Below are 16,733 nucleotides of genomic sequence, written 5' to 3'. Positions count from 1 at the left end.
TCGGCGGGGGCGGCGTGGGCGGCGGTGACGGGGCCGGCGATGGCGCCGCCGGTGAAGGCGAGGCCGGCAGCGGTCAGGGCGGCCTTACGGATCAGATCGGTACGCATGATCGTATGCACCTTTCGATCGGGGGATGCGCGGCGCGCACGGGGGAACGGCGTGCCGCGAAAGGGGAAAGGTCAGAACGGATCACTCCGGCGGCGGGGCCTGCTCGGGCGTCCGGGGTGTCTCAACGACCCGGGCCGGCGACGCATTCCGCCGGTCGTTCGGGCCGCCGCGGCGCGGGGGAGTGCCGCGGGTATGCCATGTTCAACGACCCCGGCCGGCCGACGATTCCGCCGCCGGGGTGGCGCCGGCCACGGGACGGGGCCGCACGCGACGGCGACATCCGGGGCATATGGGTCGGCGTGAACCGGACATACGGCACACGCGGCGCAGGTCGTCGGAGTCGCCGAACGGTCGTCGACAGCCGCCCGGCAGGACGTGGGGCGCAGTCTGGGCCGCCGCGCCGGCGGGTCCGCCACCGATCCGGTTGGCGGGCCCGCCGGGCGTGCGACGTCAGGCGGACGGGGCGGACGCCCCTTCGGGGCCGCGCTGGGTGGGGATCGTCGCCGGGGACGCGGCCGGAGCCGGCTGCTCCGCCGGCCAGGGCACCTCCGGGGCGGGGTGGAAGGCGATGCCGGCGGTGGACCAGCGCGGGCCGTGCCCAGCCAGCCGGTCGCGGAACCCGGCCCAGTCGTGCGCCGCCCGCGGGGACCAGCCCAGCTCGGCGATCGCGGGCAGCCGGGGGAAGAACATGAACTCGACCTCGGCCCGCGAGGTGACCGACTCGGTCCACAGCGGCGCCTCCACCCCGAGCACCGCGTCGGCGGGAACGCCGGCCACGTGGGCGGCGGGGTCCCAGTCGTACGCCCGGCGGACGTCGATCAGGCCCGCCCAGTCGTGCCCGATGGGGGTGTCGGGGGCGTACTTCATGTCGAGGTAGGCGTGGTTGCCGGGGGAGAGGATCAGCCGGGCGCCCCGGCGGACGGCGTCCGCGGTGACCGGGTCCTCGCCCGTCGTCCCCCACCACTGGAGCACCCGCCCGTCGGCGTGCCCGGCGGGCGCGATCTGGTGCCAGCCGACCACCGTCTTGCCGGTGTCGGCGACGATCCGCTGGACGCGCTCGACGAACGCGGCGTACGCGTCGGGGAGCACCTTGAACGCCTCGTCGCCGCCGATGTGCAGCCACGGCCCGGGGGTGAGCGCGGCGATCTCGCCGAGCACGTCGGCGACGAACTCGTACGTCCGCTCGCTGGCCGGGTCGACGTAGCTGAAGCCGACCTCGGTGCCGGTGTACGGCGCCGGCGCGACCCGGTCCGGCGCCAGTTCCCCGTACGCGGTCAGTGCCGCGTGGGTGTGCCCCGGCAGGTCGATCTCCGGCACCACGGTGATGTGCCGCTGCGCCGCGTAGGCCACGATCCGGCGGTAGTCGTCGCGCGTGTAGTGCCCGCCGGGGCCGTCGCCCACCTCGAACGCCCCGCCGACCGTGGCCAGTCGGGGCCACGAGTCGACCGCGATCCGCCAGCCCTGGTCGTCGGTGAGGTGCAGGTGCAGGTGGTTGAGCTTGTAGCGGGCCAGGTGGTCGATCACCCGGAGCACGTCCGGCACGCCGAAGAAGTGCCGGGCCACGTCGAGCATTGCTCCCCGGTAGGCGAACCGGGGGCGGTCGGTGATCGAGCCGCCCGGCAGCGTCCAGCGCTCGGCGACCGGCGTGGGGCTCTCGATCGCCGCCGGCAGGAGCTGCCGCAGCGTCTGCGCGCCGAAGAAGAGCCCGGCCGGGGTGGCGGCCTCGATGCGTACCCCGTCGGGTGCCACGTCGAGCCGGTAGCCCTCCGCGCCGAGGTCGGCGGCGTCGACCAGCGCCAGCGCGATGCCGCCGGCCGGCTCCGGCCGGGTGGCGTCGGCGACCGGCAGCGGGAAGCCGGTGGCCGGCCGGAGCAGGGCGGCGAGCTGCTCGCCGACGGCCCGGACGGCGTCGTCGGCGCTCACCCGGACGGCCGATTCGGCGGTGAGGACGAAGTCGGCGGCCGGGTCGGGCGCGACCAGCTCGGGGGCGGGCACCACGTCGCCCAGCCGGACCGGGGTGGGCGGGGCGAGCAGGTCGCCGGCGGTCCGGGCCGCCGCCCGGGCCAGCTCGGCGGCGGCGGGCGCGTGGGCCGGCAGGTCGAGGTGCCCGGGCGCCCGGTCGTCCGGCCCGATGGCGGACGGGTCGAGCGGCTCCGAGGCGGTGGGAACGGATGGCACGGCGATGGCTCCCGGGGGTGTATTCGCGGCTGTTATGGCAAAGGTGAGGTTCACCGAAATGCGTGCCGTCAAGAGTACGAGGGGGAGGCCGGAGTTGCGTGATCGTGCACGTGGAAGCGTTCCCAAAAACCGGTACGAACGCGGATAGTCGTGATGGCTGTGCCTATTGTCACCGAACGGCCCCGGGCCACGCGATGTTCGCTTAGCCTTCGCCCACCAGCCGGCATGGCATCGGGATTACCGGTGGTCCGCACCGGGGTATGGAGCAACTGAACCTTCGTTAAGTGTCGGACCGGCGCGCGTGGGAGGCTCTGGTGGCAGCGCAAGAGACGGTGGAACACAAGTACGTCTACGACTTCGCCGAGGGCAACAAGGACCTGAAGGACCTGCTCGGCGGCAAGGGGGCCAACCTGGCCGAGATGACCAACCTCGGCCTGCCGGTCCCGCCGGGCTTCACCATCACCACCGAGGCCTGCAAGGCGTACCTCGCCACCGGTGAGGAGCCCGACGGGCTGGCCGACCAGATCGCCGCGCACCTGGCGTCGCTGGAGCAGGCGATGGGCAAGCGCCTCGGCGACCCGCAGGACCCGCTGCTCGTCTCCGTCCGCTCCGGGGCCAAGTTCTCCATGCCGGGCATGATGGAGACCGTCCTCAACGTCGGCCTCAACGACCGCAGCGTGGTCGGGCTGAGCGCCCAGGCGGACGGGAACGACCGGTTCGCCTGGGACTCGTACCGCCGACTGATCCAGATGTTCGGCAAGACCGTCTGCGAGGTGCCGGGCGAGGAGTTCGAGCACGCGCTGGACGACGCCAAGCGTGCCAAGGGCACCCGGAACGACCTCGACCTCGACGCGGACGACCTGCGCGGGCTGGTCGACGCGTACAAGAGGATCTTCCTCAAGCACACCGGCCGGGAGTTCCCGCAGGAGCCGCGCGAGCAGCTCGACCTGGCCATCCGCGCGGTCTTCGAGTCGTGGAACGCCGAGCGCGCGGTGCTCTACCGCCGCCAGGAGCGGATCCCGGCCGACCTCGGCACCGCGGTCAACGTGGTGGCGATGGTCTTCGGCAACCTCGGCCCGGACTCCGGCACCGGCGTCGCGTTCACCCGCGACCCCGCCAGCGGCGCCCAGGGCATCTACGGCGACTACCTGGCCAACGCCCAGGGCGAGGACGTGGTCGCCGGCATCCGCAACACCGTGCCGTTGCAGGAGCTGGAGAAGCTCGACAAGAAGTCCTACGACGAGCTGCTCGACATCATGGCCCGGCTGGAGGGCCACTACAAGGACCTCTGCGACATCGAGTTCACCATCGAGCGCGGCAAGCTCTGGATGCTCCAGACCCGGGTCGGCAAGCGCACCGCCGCGGCCGCCTTCGTCATCGCCGGACAACTGGTCGACGAGGGCCTGATCGACCTCGACGAGGCGCTGCACCGGGTCAACGGCGCGCAGCTCGCCCAGCTGATGTTCCCGCGCTTCCAGCTCGACCACGAGTTCCAGCCGGTCGCCAAGGGCATCGGCGCCTCCCCGGGCGCGGCGGTGGGCAAGGTCGTCTTCACCTCCGCCCGTGCGGTCGAGCTGGCCGCCGAGGGAGCGGACGTGATCCTGGTCCGCCGGGAGACCAACCCGGACGACCTGAACGGCATGATCGCCGCCAAGGGCATCCTCACCTCGCGGGGCGGCAAGACCAGCCACGCCGCCGTGGTGGCCCGGGGCATGGGCAAGACCTGCGTCTCCGGCGCCGACGAGCTGGACATCAACATCCCGCAGCGGAAGTTCACGGTCGCCGGGCAGACCGTCACCGAGGGCGACGTCGTCAGCATCGACGGCACCACCGGCAAGGTCTACCTCGGCGAGGTGCCGGTCATGCCCTCCGAGGTGGTGCAGTACTTCGAGGGCGAGCTCGACCCGGAACAGACCGACGACGCGCTGGTCAAGGCCGTCCACCGGATCATGTCGCACGCCGACGCCGCGCGCCGGCTGGCCGTCCGGACGAACGCCGACACCGCCGCGGACGCCGCCCGGGCCCGGCGCTTCGGTGCGCAGGGCATCGGGCTCTGCCGCACGGAGCACATGTTCCTCGGCGACCGGCGCGAGCTGGTCGAGCGACTGATCCTGGCCCGCGACGAGAAGGAGCGGGAAGCCGCGCTGGGCGCGCTGCTGCCGTTGCAGCGGGCCGACTTCGTGGAGATCTTCCGGGAGATGGACGGGCTGCCGGTCACCGTCCGGCTGATCGACCCGCCGCTGCACGAGTTCCTGCCCCCGCTGGAGCAGCTCGCGGTCAACGTGGCGGTCGCTCAGGAGCGCGGCGAGGACGTGGCCCAGGAGGAGGCACTGCTCGCCGCCGTTCGCCGCATGCACGAGCAGAACCCGATGCTGGGCCTGCGCGGCGTACGCCTCGGGCTGGTCATCCCCGGCCTGTTCGCGATGCAGGTCCGGGCGATCGTGGAGGCCGCGGTCGAGTGCGCGAAGAGCGGCGTGACGCCGCGCCCGGAGATCATGGTGCCGCTGGTCGGGGCGGTGCAGGAGCTGGAGACCGTCCGCGCCGAGGCCGAGCGGATCATCGCCGAGGTGACCCGGGAGCAGCCGGTCGAGGTGCTGATCGGCACGATGATCGAGGTGCCCCGGGCGGCGCTGACCGCCGGCCAGATCGCCGAGGCGGCGCAGTTCTTCTCCTTCGGCACCAACGACCTGACCCAGATGGGCTGGGGCTTCTCCCGGGACGACGTGGAGGGCGCGTTCTTCTGGCGCTACCTGGAGCTGGGCATCTTCGGCATCTCGCCGTTCGAGTCGATCGACCGGGACGGCGTGGGCCGGCTGGTCCGGATCGCCGCGGAGGAGGGCCGGGCGGCCCGGCCGGAGCTGAAGCTCGGCGTCTGCGGCGAGCACGGCGGCGACCCGGACTCGGTGCACTTCTTCCACGAGGTGGGCCTGGACTACGTGTCCTGCTCGCCCTTCCGGGTGCCCGTCGCCCGGCTGGAGGCCGGCCGCGCCGCGGTGGAGACGGACGGCTCCGACAGCCGCTGACGTGGGGACGTTCGGCAGACCGGCGGCGGAACCGGGGGAGCGGATCCGCCGCCGCTGCCGTGCGGGCGCGACCGCATCGTCGGTCGACTCCCGCATGGCTCAGATCGGCGGGCGGCGCCAGGTGTGGTGGGTGACGCGCCGGGGCAGGCCGCCCCTGGAGGTGCGGGCCGCGAGCGGGGCGGGCGCTTCCGGCATCGGCGGCACCGCGACCGGCCGGCGGGTGTCGAGCATCGAGCCGGTGCGCCGGGCCACCGCCCGGGCGTCGGCGTGCAGCGCCTCCAGGTCGGCGGCGCCGTCGGCGACCAGCGTCAGCAGGGCGTTGCGCCCGGCCGGGTAGGTGACCACCGCGCCGGACGCGGTGCGGAGCACCGATTCCCGGAACTCGCCCTGCCGCACGGTGTCGGCCACCCGGTGGCCGAGGCCGAAACTCGCCGCCGCGAGCGCCGCCAGGTGTGTGGCGTCCGTCGGCGGCAGGTCGCTGGAGATCAGCAGGCCGTCGGTGCCCGCCAGCACCGTGCCCGCCACCTCGGGGCGGCGTAGGCGCAACCCCTGCAACTCCGTTCCCATCATCGTGTCCGCGTCCACGGGTGTCACTCCCACCGTCGGGCCCTCAGTCTGGTCACGTTCCGCTCCGGGCACGCTACCGCCGGCCATGCCGGACCGGGGTCCCGTAACGGTCGGCGATCGGCCGACAACTCTCGTCTGAACGGAGGTTGCGGGCCCGTCCGGCGCGCGCCGGCGGCGAGCCGTTCGGGCCGCCCGGGCGTAACCTGATCGGCATGAGCAGCGCCTGGGAGAGCCTGACCGTCGACGCCCGGGACCCGGCCCGGCTCGCCCGCTGGTGGGCCGAGGCACTCGGCTACCAGGTGGTCGCCGAGAAGCCGGACGAGGTGGAGATCCGCCGGTCCGCCGACCGGCTGCCCGGCATCGTCTTCGTGCCGGCCGCCGACGAGAAGGAGACCAAGAACCGGCTGCACCTCGACCTGCGCCCCGACGACCAGGAGGCCGAGGTCGAGCGGCTGGTCGACATGGGCGCCCGGCACGTCGACGTCGGGCAGGGCGACGTCGGGTGGACCGTGCTCGCCGACCCGGAGGGCAACGAGTTCTGCGTGCTGCGGCAGCGTGCGGACTGAGCGTCCCGGGCCGGACGACCCGGACGCGGCCCGCTGGGTCGGCGAGCCGCCGAAGGACACCGGGTACGGGCGGTCGGCGTACGAGCGGGACCGGGCCCGGGTGCTGCACTCGGCGGCGTTCCGGCGGCTCGCCGCGAAGACCCAGGTGCACACGGCCGGCACCGACGACTTCCTGCGGACCCGGCTGACCCACTCGCTGGAGGTCGCGCAGATCGCCCGGGAGATGGGCGCCCGGCTGGGCTGCGACCCGGACGTGGTGGACACCGCCGGGCTCGCCCACGACCTGGGGCACCCGCCGTTCGGGCACAACGGCGAGGACGCGCTGGACGTGCTGGCCGCCGGGTGCGGCGGCTTCGAGGGCAACGCGCAGACGCTGCGGGTGCTGACCCGGCTGGAGGCGAAGGTGGTCGCCCCGGACGGCACGTCCGCCGGCCTGAACCTGACCCGCGCCTCGCTCGACGCGGTCAGCAAGTACCCGTGGCCCCGCCGCCCGGGCCGGCGGAAGTTCGGGGCGTACGCCGACGACCTGCCCGTCTTCGCCTGGCTGCGGGCCGGCGCCCCGCCCGGCCCGCCCGCGTCCGGCGGCGGCGCCGCGGCGGCCGACGCGCGGCGTTGCCTGGAGGCGCAGGTGATGGACTGGGCCGACGACGTCGCGTACTCGGTGCACGACGTCGAGGACGGCATCCACGGCGGGTACGTGACGCTGCGCCCGCTGCTGGACGACCCCGACGAGCGGGCCGCGCTCTGCGCCGACGTCGCGGCCACCTACTCCGGCGAGTCCCCGGCCGACCTCGACGAGGTGCTGCGGGAACTGCTCGACGACCCGGTGCTCGCCCCGCTGGCCGGCTACGACGGCAGCCACCGCGCGCTGGCCGCGCTCAAGGCGACCACCAGCGTGCTGACCGGCCGGTTCGTCTCGACCGTCGTGGCGGCCACCGAGGAGCGGTACGGCCCCGGCCCGCACCGCCGGTACGCGGCCGACCTGGTGGTGCCCCGGCGGATCCGGGCGCGGTGCGCGCTGCTCAAGGGCATCGCCCTGCGGTACGTGATGCGCCGCCCCGGCGCCGAGGGCCGCTACCGGCGGCAGCGGGAGGTGCTGGCCGACCTGGTGCACGCCCTGGCCGGCCGGGCGCCGGACGCGCTGGACCCGGTCTTCGCCCCGCTCTGGCGGGCCGCGCCGGACGACGCCGCCCGGCTCCGGGTGGTGATCGACCAGGTCGCCTCGCTGACCGATCCGGCGGCCGTGGCCTGGCACGCGCGGCTGGCGTCCGGCCCCGGACGTGCCCGGGGTGCGGCCGGCGGAGGGGCGGGAATGGGCGACCCGACGTACTTAGGTTAGCCTAACCAGCATGACGGAGCGCCCGAAGAAGGTCACGTCCGCCCGGGTACTGCGCACCGAGCGGCCCACCCCCCACCTGATCCGGCTCGTGCTCGGCGGGGAGGAGTTGACCGGCCTGCCGGTGGGCGAGTTCACCGACCACTACATCAAGATCGTGTTCCCGGTGCCGGGGGTCGACCACCCGAGCCCGATGGACCTCGCCGCGATCCGCCGTGACCTGCCCCGGGAGCAGTGGCCCCGGCTGCGCGCGTACACGGTGCGGGCCTGGGACGCGCTGGCCGGAGAGCTGACCGTCGACGTCGTGCACCACGGCGACGAGGGGCTCGCCGGGCCGTGGGCGGCCGCGCTGCGCCCCGGCGACCCGGTGCACTTCGTCGGCCCCGGCGGCGCGTACGCCCCGAGCCCGGACGCCGACTGGCACCTGCTGGTCGGCGACGAGAGCGCGCTGCCGGCGATCGCCGCCGCCCTGGAGCGGCTGCCGGCAGGCGCCCCGGCCGTCGCGTTCGTCGAGGTCGCCGACCCGGCCGAGGAGCAGCGGCTGGCCAGCCCGGGCGCGGTGCGCCTGACCTGGCTGCACCGGGGCGGGCGCCCGGTCGGGGAGGCCCTGGTCGCGGCGGTCCGCGACCTGGAGTTCCCGCCCGGCGACGTGCACGCCTTCGTGCACGGCGAGGCGACCTTCGTGAAGGAGCTGCGCCGTCTGCTCCGCGTGGAGCGTGCCGTCCCCCGCGACCGGCTCTCCATCTCCGGCTACTGGCGCCGGGGCATGGACGACGAGGGCTGGCGCGCCAGCAAGACCGACTGGAACCGCCAGGTCGAGGCCGAGGAGTCCGCCGCCGTCCCCGCCTGAGGCCCTCCCGGGCACCCGGGAGCGGGCGTTCGCCCGATATCGCCGTGTGTCGCCCCCGTGCCCAGCAGGATGGGCGGGGGGTGACCATGAGCGAGCAGGTGCGGGACCGGCCGCAGGCCGTGGGCCGGGTCGACCCGGTGGTGCTGGCGCTCAGCGTCGGCGGCGTGCTTGCCGTGGTGGCCTGGGGCGTGCTGGGCCGGGGGTCCCTGGCCGGCTTCGGCGAGTCCGGCCTGGGCTGGGTGATCAGCACCTTCGGCTGGTTCTTCGTGGTGGCCGCCGACGCCTTCCTGGTGCTCTCGGTGGTCATCGCCGCGACGAAGTTCGGCCGGATCCGGCTCGGCGCCGACGACGACGAACCGGAGTTCAGCACCCTCGCCTGGGTCTCGATGATGTTCAGCACCGGCATGGGGATCGGCCTGGTCTTCTACGCCGTCGCCGAGCCGATCGAGCACTACGCCGCGCCGCCCCCGGCCAGCGGCGTCGCGCCGAACACCGGGGCGGCCGGGTCGGTGGCGATGCAGTACACGCTCTTCCACTGGACGCTGCACCCGTGGGCGATCTACGCGGTGGTGGCGCTCGCGCTGGCGTACTCGACGTTCCGCAAGGGGCGGGAGAACCGCATCTCGGCGGCCTTCCAGCCGCTGCTCGGCGCGCGGGTGGACGGCCCGGTGGGCCGGGCGATCGACCTGCTGGCCGTCTTCGCCACCGTCTTCGGCTCGGCCACCAGCCTCGGCCTCGGCGCCCTCCAGGTCGCCGCCGGGCTGGACCTGGTCACCCCCGTGCCGGACAGCACGGCCGTCGAGCTGGTGGTGATCGCCGCCCTCACCCTGGCCTTCGTCGTCTCCGCCTTCTCCGGCCTGCACAAGGGCATCAAGTGGCTGTCCACCACCAACGTGGTGCTCGCCGTCGCGCTGATGGTCTTCGTGTTCGTGGCCGGCCCGACCATCTACGCGCTGGAGGTGCTGCCCGCGTCGGTCGGCGACTACCTCAGCCACCTGATCACCATGTCCACCCGTACCGGCGCGTTCTCCGACCCGGCCTGGCTGGGCTCCTGGACGATCTTCTACTGGGCGTGGTGGATCTCCTGGGCCCCGTTCGTCGGCATCTTCATCGCCCGGATCTCCCGGGGCCGCACCGTCCGGCAGTTCGTCGTCGGCGTGCTGCTGGTGCCCAGCGGGGCCAGCGTGGTCTGGTTCGCGGTGATGGGCGGCAGCGCCCTGCGGGTGCAGGCCACCGGCACCCGGGACCTGGTCGCCGACGTCGGCGCGGGCACCGAGCGGGCGCTCTTCGGCCTGCTCGAGGCCCTGCCCCTGGCGGGCCTGACCACCCTGCTGGCGATGGTGCTGGTCGCGCTCTTCTTCGTCACCGGCGCCGACTCCGCCGCGCTGGTGCTCGGCTCGCTGACCTCCCGGGGCGCGCTGCGCCCGCACCGCGCGCTGGTCGTGGTCTGGGGCGTCCTGATCGGCGCGGTGGCCGCGGTGCTGCTGCTGGTCGGCGGGCTGGACGCGCTGCAACAGGCGACCATCCTGGTCGCGCTGCCGTTCGTGGTGGTCATGCTCGGCCTGGCCGTCGCGCTGGTCCGGGACATGGCCGGGGACCCGGCGGTCAACCCGCCGCCCCGGGCCCGCCGCTACGGCCTGGCCGCGGCGATCCGCGCCGCCCGGTCGTACGAGGAGGAGGACCCGCCGCCGGTGCGGCGCTACCTGCGGCGCCGGCCGCGGTGACCGGCGCGGCCCGCCGGGGGTGACCCGGTCGCGCCGGCGGAACCGCCGAGGTGGCGGCGGTGGTCGCCACAACCGGCGTCCCCCGGCGGCGCGACGCCGGCCGGGCAGGGCAGGATGTACGGCGAGGGGGTGGCGGACATGGCTGGGCGGATCCGGGACGAGGACATCGCGCTGGTCCGGGAGCGCAGCTCGATCGCCGACGTCATCTCGGAGACGGTGACCCTGAAGTCGGCCGGCGGCGGCAACCTCAAGGGGCTGTGCCCGTTCCACGACGAGAAGAGCCCCTCGTTCAACGTCTCGCCCGCCCGCAACGTCTGGTACTGCTTCGGCTGCGGCGCCGGCGGCGACGCGATCAAGTTCCTGATGGACGCCGAGCACCTCAGCTTCGTCGAGTCGGTGGAGCGGCTGGCCGCCCGGGCCGGGATCCAGCTGCGTTACGTCGAGGGTGACTCCGCCGCGCCGCGGCCCCGCCCCCAGCAGGGGCAGCGGCAGCGCCTCGTCGCCGCGCACGCCGCCGCCGTGGAGTTCTACCGCGCCCAGCTCACCACGGCCGGCGCGCGCCCGGCCCGGGAGTTCCTGGCCCGCCGCGGCTTCGACCGGGCCGCCGCCGAGCGCTACGGCTGCGGGTTCGCCCCGGACGCCTGGGACCTGCTCACCAAGCACCTGCGCCAGCAGGGCTTCACCCACGACGAGCTGGTCACCGGCGGGCTGTCCCGGCCGTCGCGCTCCGGCACGCTGATCGACCGGTTCCGGCGGCGGCTGATGTGGCCGATCCGCGACATCACCGGCGACGTCATCGGCTTCGGCGCCCGCAAGCTCTTCGAGGACGACGACGGCCCGAAATACCTGAACACCCCCGAGACGCCGATCTACAAGAAGTCGCACGTCCTCTACGGCATCGACCAGGCCAAGCGGGAGATCGCCAAGCAGGGCAAGGTGGTCGTGGTCGAGGGCTACACCGACGTGATGGCGTGCCACCTGGCGGACGTCCCGACAGCGGTGGCGACCTGCGGCACGGCGTTCGGCGCGGATCACATCGGCGTGCTGCGCCGGGTGCTCTTCGACAGCGACGAACGAGCCGGCGAGGTCATCTTCACCTTCGACGGGGACGCCGCCGGCCAGAAGGCCGCGCTGCGGGCCTTCGAGGACGACCAGCGTTTCGTCGGGCGCACCTTCATCGCGGTCAGCCCCGACAACATGGACCCGTGCGACCTGCGTCTGGCCAAGGGCGACATGGCGGTCCGCGACCTGGTCGCCCGCCGCGAGCCGCTGGTCGACTTCGCGCTGCGGCACGTCATCAGCCGGTACGACCTCGACACCGTCGACGGCCGGGTGGAGGCGATGCGCCGGGCCGCGCCGCTGGTGGCCAAGATCAAGGACCGGGAGAAGCGCCCGGAGTACGTCCGCAAGCTCGCCGGCGACCTCGGCATGGAGATCGAGCCGGTGCAGCGGGCCGTGCTGGCCGCCGCGTCCGCCCCGCCCGGTCGGGACACCCCGCCGCCGGCCCGCCCCGCCCCGGCCGAGCCGGTCGTCGACAACCCGCAGTCGATGGTCGAGCGGGAGGCGCTGAAGCTCGCGCTCCAGGAGCCGGTGCTGGCCGGGCCGATGTTCGACGCGGTCGAGGCGTCGGAGTACCGCCACCCCGTGCACGTGGCGGTGCGGGCGGCCGTCGCGGCCGTCGGCGGGGCCGCCACGGCGACCGGCGGCGCGGTCTGGATCGAGTCCGTCCGCGACGCCTGCGAGGACCTCGCGGCCCGGGCGCTCGTCGGCGAGCTGGCCGTGGAGCCGCTGCGCATCGACGGCGACCCCGACCCGCGCTACGTCTCGGTCACGATCGCCCGGCTGCAGTGGGGCTCGGTGACCGGCCGGATCAGGGACCTGAAGTCCCGGATCCAGCGGATCAACCCGGTCAACAACAAGGACGAGTACTTCGCCGCCTTCGGCGAGCTGCTCTCGCTGGAGCAGCACGCCCGGGCATTGCGCGAGCAGGCCGCGGGAGGACTGTAGATGGGACTGTTCCGCCGCAGGCCGAAGCTGCCGACGGCCGCCCGGCCGCCGCTGGCCCCCGACGAGCGGGTGCTCGCCTGGGCCGCGGCCGGCAACGGCGAGGGCGACGGCGTGGTGGTGGCCAGCAACCTCGGGCTCTGGCTGCCCGGCCGGCCGCACCGGCTGGGCTGGCACGACATCCTCAAGGCGGTCTGGTCCGGCCGGGAACTCACCGTCACGCCGGCCGAGCGGGTCGCCGAGCGCGACGGCTACCTGGTGGTGGCCGACTGCCCGGCCGAGACCTACCTGCTGCTCGACCCGGGTGAGCTGCCGCACCAGGTGCGGGAGCGGGTCACCCGCTCGGTGGCGTACACCCGGCACCACCCGGTGCCCGGCGGCGCCGGCCGGGTCGCCGCGCGGCGGGCGCCGGGCGTGGACGGCCTCACCTGGACGGTCCGCCTCGACCCCGGCACCTCGGCGGACGACCCCGACGTGCTCGCCGAGACCGACCGCCTCGTCGCCGCCGCCCGCGCCGCCACCACCCCGGCGGACGCCTGACCGACGCCGGTCACCCGCCCCGGTAGAAGCGGGCCGCCCCGGGGTGCAGCGGGATCGGGTCGGTGCCGGCGGCGCTGCGCCGGGTGAAGTTGCCGCCCTCCGGGTGCACGTCGACCAGGTCGGCCTGGTAGGTGAAGAGCAGCCGGGTCAGGTCGTACGCCAACTGGTCGGGCATGTCGGCGCCGACCAGGATCACGTTCGCCACCGTGACGGTCGGCGTGGCGCTCGTCGTGCCGTAGACCTCCTTCGGCAGCTCGGCGGTGGTGTAGACCGAGCCGTGCCGGGCGCCGAGCGGCTCGATGAGGTCGGCGATCGGCAGCAGCGCGAACGTCCCCGGGGCGCTGGAGAGCAGGTCGGCGATGCCCGGCGTGGGCAGGCCGCCGGAGAAGAACATCGCGTCGAGCGTGCCGGCCCGCATCCGCTTGACCGTCTCCGGCAGCGACAGCGTGGCCCGGCGGACGTCGCGGTCCGGGTCGAGGCCGGCCGCCGTCAGCAGGCGCCCGGCGATGATGTCGGTGCCGGACTTCGGGGAGCCGGTGGACACCCGCTTGCCGCGCAGCCCCGACAGGGCGGTGATCTTCGCGTCGGCCCGGACGATCACGTGGGTGTAGTTGCTGTAGACCCGGGCCAGCGCCCGGACGGGCTGGGGCTGGCCCTCGAAGGCCCCGCGCCCCTGCACCGCGTCCGCGGCCGTGTCGGCGAGGCTGAACGCGATCTCCATGTCGCCGCTGGCCAGCCGGTTGATGTTCTCCACCGACGCCCCGGTCGGCTCGGCCCGGGCCTCGTAGCCGGGCAGGTGGCGGCTGATCACGTCCGCGTAGCCGCCGCCGAGCTGGTAGTAGACGCCGGTGGTGTTGCCGGTGGCGAGGAAGATGCGACCGCCGTGCCAGGGCTGCGGCCCGGCCTCGGACGTGCCGCAGCCGGCGGCGAGCAGGGCCGCCAGCAGGGCCGCCAGCAGCCGTCGGGGCCGTCCGGTCACGCCCGGACCGCCGGCTCCAGCGCCTCCGCCACCCGCTGGACCAGCATGGCGGTCTCGTAGCCGATCTGGCCCAGGTCACAGCCGGGCGCGGCCAGCACCCCGACGAGCGCGCGCTCGCCCACCGCCATCACCAGCATCACCCCGCCGTCCATGTCGACGATCTGCTGGCGTACCCGGCCGGCGGACATCAGCCGCGCGGCGCCGACGGTCAGGCTGGCCAGGCCGCTGATCACGGCGGCGAGCTGGTCCACCTGGTCCGGCGCGAGGTCGGGGGAGGCCGCCAGCCGCAGCCCGTCGCCGGAGACGGCGAGGGCATGCGACACGTCCGGCACCTGCTCGGCGAAGTTGGCCAGCAGCCAGTCGAGGCCGGCGCTCGCGGATGGGGTCATGGGGTTCTCCTGGGGGGTGTCGTCTGCTGGGTACGTCGCGTCGCGGCGGCGACGCCCTCGGCGAGCGCGGACAGCCGGGAGCGCACCAGCTCGGGGTCGAGCAGGTCGTCCTTCGGCGGCGGCGCGGGGGCGTCGTGCAGCGCGGCCGGGAGTTGGCCGCCCCGGGTGCGGCGGGGCAGCCCGACCCCGGTGGTGGAGGCCGGCGCCGGGCCCGGCGGGGGCGGCGCGGGAACGGAGAACGGCGGGGGCGGCGCGGTGGCGGGGCCGGCCGGCCCCGCCCTGAACACCGGGAGCGTGACCGTCGGCGCGCCGTGGAGGCCGGCCACGTCGGGCAGGGCGGCCGGGTCACCCGGCTCGCCCGGGCGGGCGCCGGTCGACACGGGCGGGACGGCCCGGGTGGACGGTGGCCGGAACCAGGGGGCCGCGGCGGCGGGCTCCGGCGTACGCCGTTGCGGGGCGGGCCGCGGGGCGACCGACTCGACCCGGGTCAGCGCCGACTCCGGGATGTCCACCTGCGCGACGGTGCCCGCGCCGGTGGCGTACAGGTGCACCCGCACGCCGTGCCGGGCCGCCAGGTGGGACACCACGTGCAGGCCCATGCTGCCGGCGGCGGCGCTGGAGAGCATCGCGGGGACGCGCAGCCGCTCGTTGATCGCGGCGAGCCGGCTGTCGCTGATCCCGATGCCCCGGTCGTGCACGCGCAGCGTGAGCCCGTCGATGGTGCGTCGGCCGTCGACGTGCACCGGCGCGTCCGGCGGCGAGTAGACGGTGGCGTTCTCCAGCAGTTCGGCGAGGAGGTGGACGAGGTTGCCGACGGCGTCGCCGTGCACCGCGACGGTGGGCACGTCGACCTCGACCCGGGGATACTCCTCGATCTCCGAGGCCGCCGCCCGGATCACGTCGGCCAGCAGGTGGGCGCCCTCGTGCGCGCGGCCGGGCTCGCCGCCGGCGAGGACCAGCAGGTTCTCCCCGTTGCGCCGCATCCGGGCGGCGAGGTGGTCCAGCGCGAAGAGCCGGGCCAGGGCGTCGGGATCGGTCTCCTCGCGTTCGAACTCGTCGAGCAGGCGCAGCTGCCGGGTGATCAGGGTGCGGATCCGCCGGGCCAGTGCCTCGACCATCCGGGTCACGTCCATCCGCAGCTCGGCCTGCTCGCCGGCCAGCCGCAGCGCGGCCCGGTTCACCGTGTCGAACGCCTGGGCGACCTGGGCGACCTCGTCCCGGCCCTGCCGGATGCCGGCCGTGAGCCGGGTGGCCGCGCCCTCGGTCTGCGTACCGTCGCCGGCCGCGATCGCGGTGATCCGCTCCGGCAGCTCCCGGTGGGCCATGGTGAGCGCCGCGACCCGCAGCCGGCGCAGCCGGCGGCTGGTGCGCACGGCGAGCAGCGCGGCGGCGGTCAGCGACGCCAGCGCGACGGCGGTGGTCGCGCCGCCGGTGACCAGGGCCCGCCGCCGCGCGTCCCGGGCCAGGCCGGCGGCCTGGCGGTCGAGTTCCTCGGACAGCTCCCGGCCGAGCAGGTTGTACCGGCGGATGGCGCCGCTCTGGGCCACGTACCAGGCGTCGCCGTCGGTCCGCAGCCCGCCCGGTTCGGTCTCCGCGTTGAGCGCGCTGTCCCGCATCCGCCGCGCCGTGGAGACGTCGGTGCCGGTCACCAGCCGGGCGTACGCGGCCGTCGACCGCCCGCCGGCGATCCGGGAGAACTCGGCCTGGCGCTGCTCCTGCGCGCCGCGCAACTGGCCGAGGCGGACCAGTTCCCCGTCCGCCAGCGCGCCCCGCACGAAGACGGTGCGGAGCAGGTCGCGTTCCAGGGCGGCGAGGTGTTCCTGGGCGGCCACCGCCGCCACCTCCCGGGCCCCGTTGGCCAGGTCCCGGTCGCGGACCTGGGCCGGCAGCGCGTCGGCGACGGCGAGCAGCGACTCGACCAGCGCCAGGTAGGTCGGGTCGGCGGTGGTGGCGTTGAGCGCGGCCTGGCGGGCCGGGGCGAGCTGGCCGAGCTGCGCGTCGGCGCCGTCGAGCACCTGGCCGAGGTCCGGGGCGGCCCGGCGGGCGTCCCGGCTGGCACCGCGGTAACGCTCCACGGAGGTGTCGACCCGCCGCCGCTGCGCCTCGACGAGGGGACGGCCGGTCGAGCCGCCCCGTTGGCGCAGGGCCGCCGTCTCGCCGAGTTCCCGCTCCAGCTCGTGCACCAGGCGCACGGTGGCCGTCGCGGTGCCGGCGAGTACCCGGGCGCGGTCCGCGTCGGCGGAGGCGTCCAGCGCGGTGGCGGTCTGGGCGGTCCCCAGCACCACCAGACCGACCGTGGCCACCAGGATCGGCGCGAGCAACTGGGTGCGTACCGACCACAGCCGGTCGGTGTGGTCGGTGGGCCGGTGGTGCCGGCGCACGCGGGCGGGGTCGGGAAGCGACACGCGGGCTCTCCGGGGTGGGTCGGGAGGGTGCCGGGCCCCGGGCGGTACGCCCCGGACCCGGCAC

12 protein-coding genes are annotated in these 16,733 nt (G+C 75.1%); 7 read left to right on the top strand and 5 right to left on the bottom strand.

The genetic code is table 11. The annotated features are described in order from the left end of the window. Window positions 1-558: 558 nt before the first annotated feature. Window positions 559-2,241, bottom strand: a complete 1,683-nt coding sequence (locus tag ACZ6O2_RS28375; protein ID WP_466024976.1) for a beta-N-acetylhexosaminidase — start codon at window positions 2,239-2,241, stop codon at window positions 559-561. Between the two features lie 359 nt (window positions 2,242-2,600). On the opposite strand from ACZ6O2_RS28375, the gene ppdK reads away from it, so the two are divergent. Continuing rightward, entirely contained in the window at window positions 2,601-5,309 is a 2,709-nt protein-coding gene (gene ppdK / locus ACZ6O2_RS28370; RefSeq protein WP_466024973.1) for a pyruvate, phosphate dikinase, read from the top strand. Window positions 5,310-5,408: 99 nt separating this feature from the next. On the opposite strand, the gene ACZ6O2_RS28365 is transcribed toward ppdK, so the two are convergent. Next, window positions 5,409-5,894 (bottom strand): roadblock/LC7 domain-containing protein, encoded by a 486-nt coding sequence (locus ACZ6O2_RS28365; RefSeq protein ID WP_466024972.1) that lies wholly within the window; start codon window positions 5,892-5,894, stop codon window positions 5,409-5,411. A 194-nt stretch (window positions 5,895-6,088) separates the two neighbouring features. Here ACZ6O2_RS28365 and ACZ6O2_RS28360 point away from each other — a divergent pair, with 194 nt between their 5' ends. From ACZ6O2_RS28360 to ACZ6O2_RS28335, 6 genes are all read left to right on the top strand, one after another. Beyond that, window positions 6,089-6,442, top strand: a complete 354-nt coding sequence (locus tag ACZ6O2_RS28360) for a VOC family protein (RefSeq protein ID WP_350712273.1) — start codon at window positions 6,089-6,091, stop codon at window positions 6,440-6,442. Further along, window positions 6,432-7,781 (top strand): deoxyguanosinetriphosphate triphosphohydrolase, encoded by a 1,350-nt coding sequence (locus ACZ6O2_RS28355; RefSeq protein ID WP_466024971.1) that lies wholly within the window; start codon window positions 6,432-6,434, stop codon window positions 7,779-7,781. Before ACZ6O2_RS28360 ends, ACZ6O2_RS28355 begins: the two co-directional genes overlap by 11 nt. Before the next feature lie 10 nt (window positions 7,782-7,791). Continuing rightward, a complete protein-coding gene (locus tag ACZ6O2_RS28350; protein ID WP_466024970.1) occupies window positions 7,792-8,628 on the top strand; it encodes a siderophore-interacting protein in 837 nt (278 codons plus the stop codon). 86 nt (window positions 8,629-8,714) lie between these two features. Further along, a complete protein-coding gene (locus tag ACZ6O2_RS28345; RefSeq protein WP_350712270.1) occupies window positions 8,715-10,352 on the top strand; it encodes a BCCT family transporter in 1,638 nt (545 codons plus the stop codon). 114 nt (window positions 10,353-10,466) lie between these two features. Next, the gene (dnaG, locus tag ACZ6O2_RS28340; RefSeq protein WP_357701850.1) at window positions 10,467-12,359 is read left to right on the top strand and encodes a DNA primase; all 1,893 of its coding nucleotides are present in this window, start codon (window positions 10,467-10,469) and stop codon (window positions 12,357-12,359) included. Beyond that, window positions 12,360-12,896, top strand: a complete 537-nt coding sequence (locus ACZ6O2_RS28335; protein WP_466024969.1) for a hypothetical protein — start codon at window positions 12,360-12,362, stop codon at window positions 12,894-12,896. 10 nt (window positions 12,897-12,906) lie between these two features. On the opposite strand, the gene ACZ6O2_RS28330 is transcribed toward ACZ6O2_RS28335, so the two are convergent. From ACZ6O2_RS28330 to ACZ6O2_RS28320, 3 genes are read right to left on the bottom strand one after another with little or no spacing between them, the layout of a single operon-like run. Further along, on the bottom strand, window positions 12,907-13,875 hold the full coding sequence (locus ACZ6O2_RS28330) for a TAXI family TRAP transporter solute-binding subunit (protein WP_350712267.1): 969 nt from the start codon (window positions 13,873-13,875) through the stop codon (window positions 12,907-12,909). Next, window positions 13,872-14,264, bottom strand: a complete 393-nt coding sequence (locus tag ACZ6O2_RS28325) for a roadblock/LC7 domain-containing protein (protein WP_393299209.1) — start codon at window positions 14,262-14,264, stop codon at window positions 13,872-13,874. The genes ACZ6O2_RS28330 and ACZ6O2_RS28325 overlap by 4 nt, the downstream gene beginning before the upstream one ends. Further along, the gene (locus tag ACZ6O2_RS28320) at window positions 14,261-16,669 is read right to left on the bottom strand and encodes a sensor histidine kinase (RefSeq protein WP_466024968.1); all 2,409 of its coding nucleotides are present in this window, start codon (window positions 16,667-16,669) and stop codon (window positions 14,261-14,263) included. Before ACZ6O2_RS28320 ends, ACZ6O2_RS28325 begins: the two co-directional genes overlap by 4 nt. Window positions 16,670-16,733 lie beyond the last annotated feature (64 nt).

This window comes from Micromonospora sp. NPDC048040 (assembly GCF_055587185.1).
This window is presented reverse-complemented; position numbering and strand designations above follow the sequence as displayed.

Coding starts and splice junctions, on each gene's coding strand:
- ACZ6O2_RS28360 (WP_350712273.1), top strand. CDS start 6,089: ATGAGCAGCGCCTGGGAGAGCCTGACCGTCGACGCCCGGGACCCGGCC.
- ACZ6O2_RS28325 (WP_393299209.1), bottom strand. CDS start 14,264: ATGACCCCATCCGCGAGCGCCGGCCTCGACTGGCTGCTGGCCAACTTC.
- ACZ6O2_RS28345 (WP_350712270.1), top strand. CDS start 8,715: ATGAGCGAGCAGGTGCGGGACCGGCCGCAGGCCGTGGGCCGGGTCGAC.
- ACZ6O2_RS28335 (WP_466024969.1), top strand. CDS start 12,360: ATGGGACTGTTCCGCCGCAGGCCGAAGCTGCCGACGGCCGCCCGGCCG.
- ACZ6O2_RS28350 (WP_466024970.1), top strand. CDS start 7,792: ATGACGGAGCGCCCGAAGAAGGTCACGTCCGCCCGGGTACTGCGCACC.
- dnaG (WP_357701850.1), top strand. CDS start 10,467: ATGTACGGCGAGGGGGTGGCGGACATGGCTGGGCGGATCCGGGACGAG.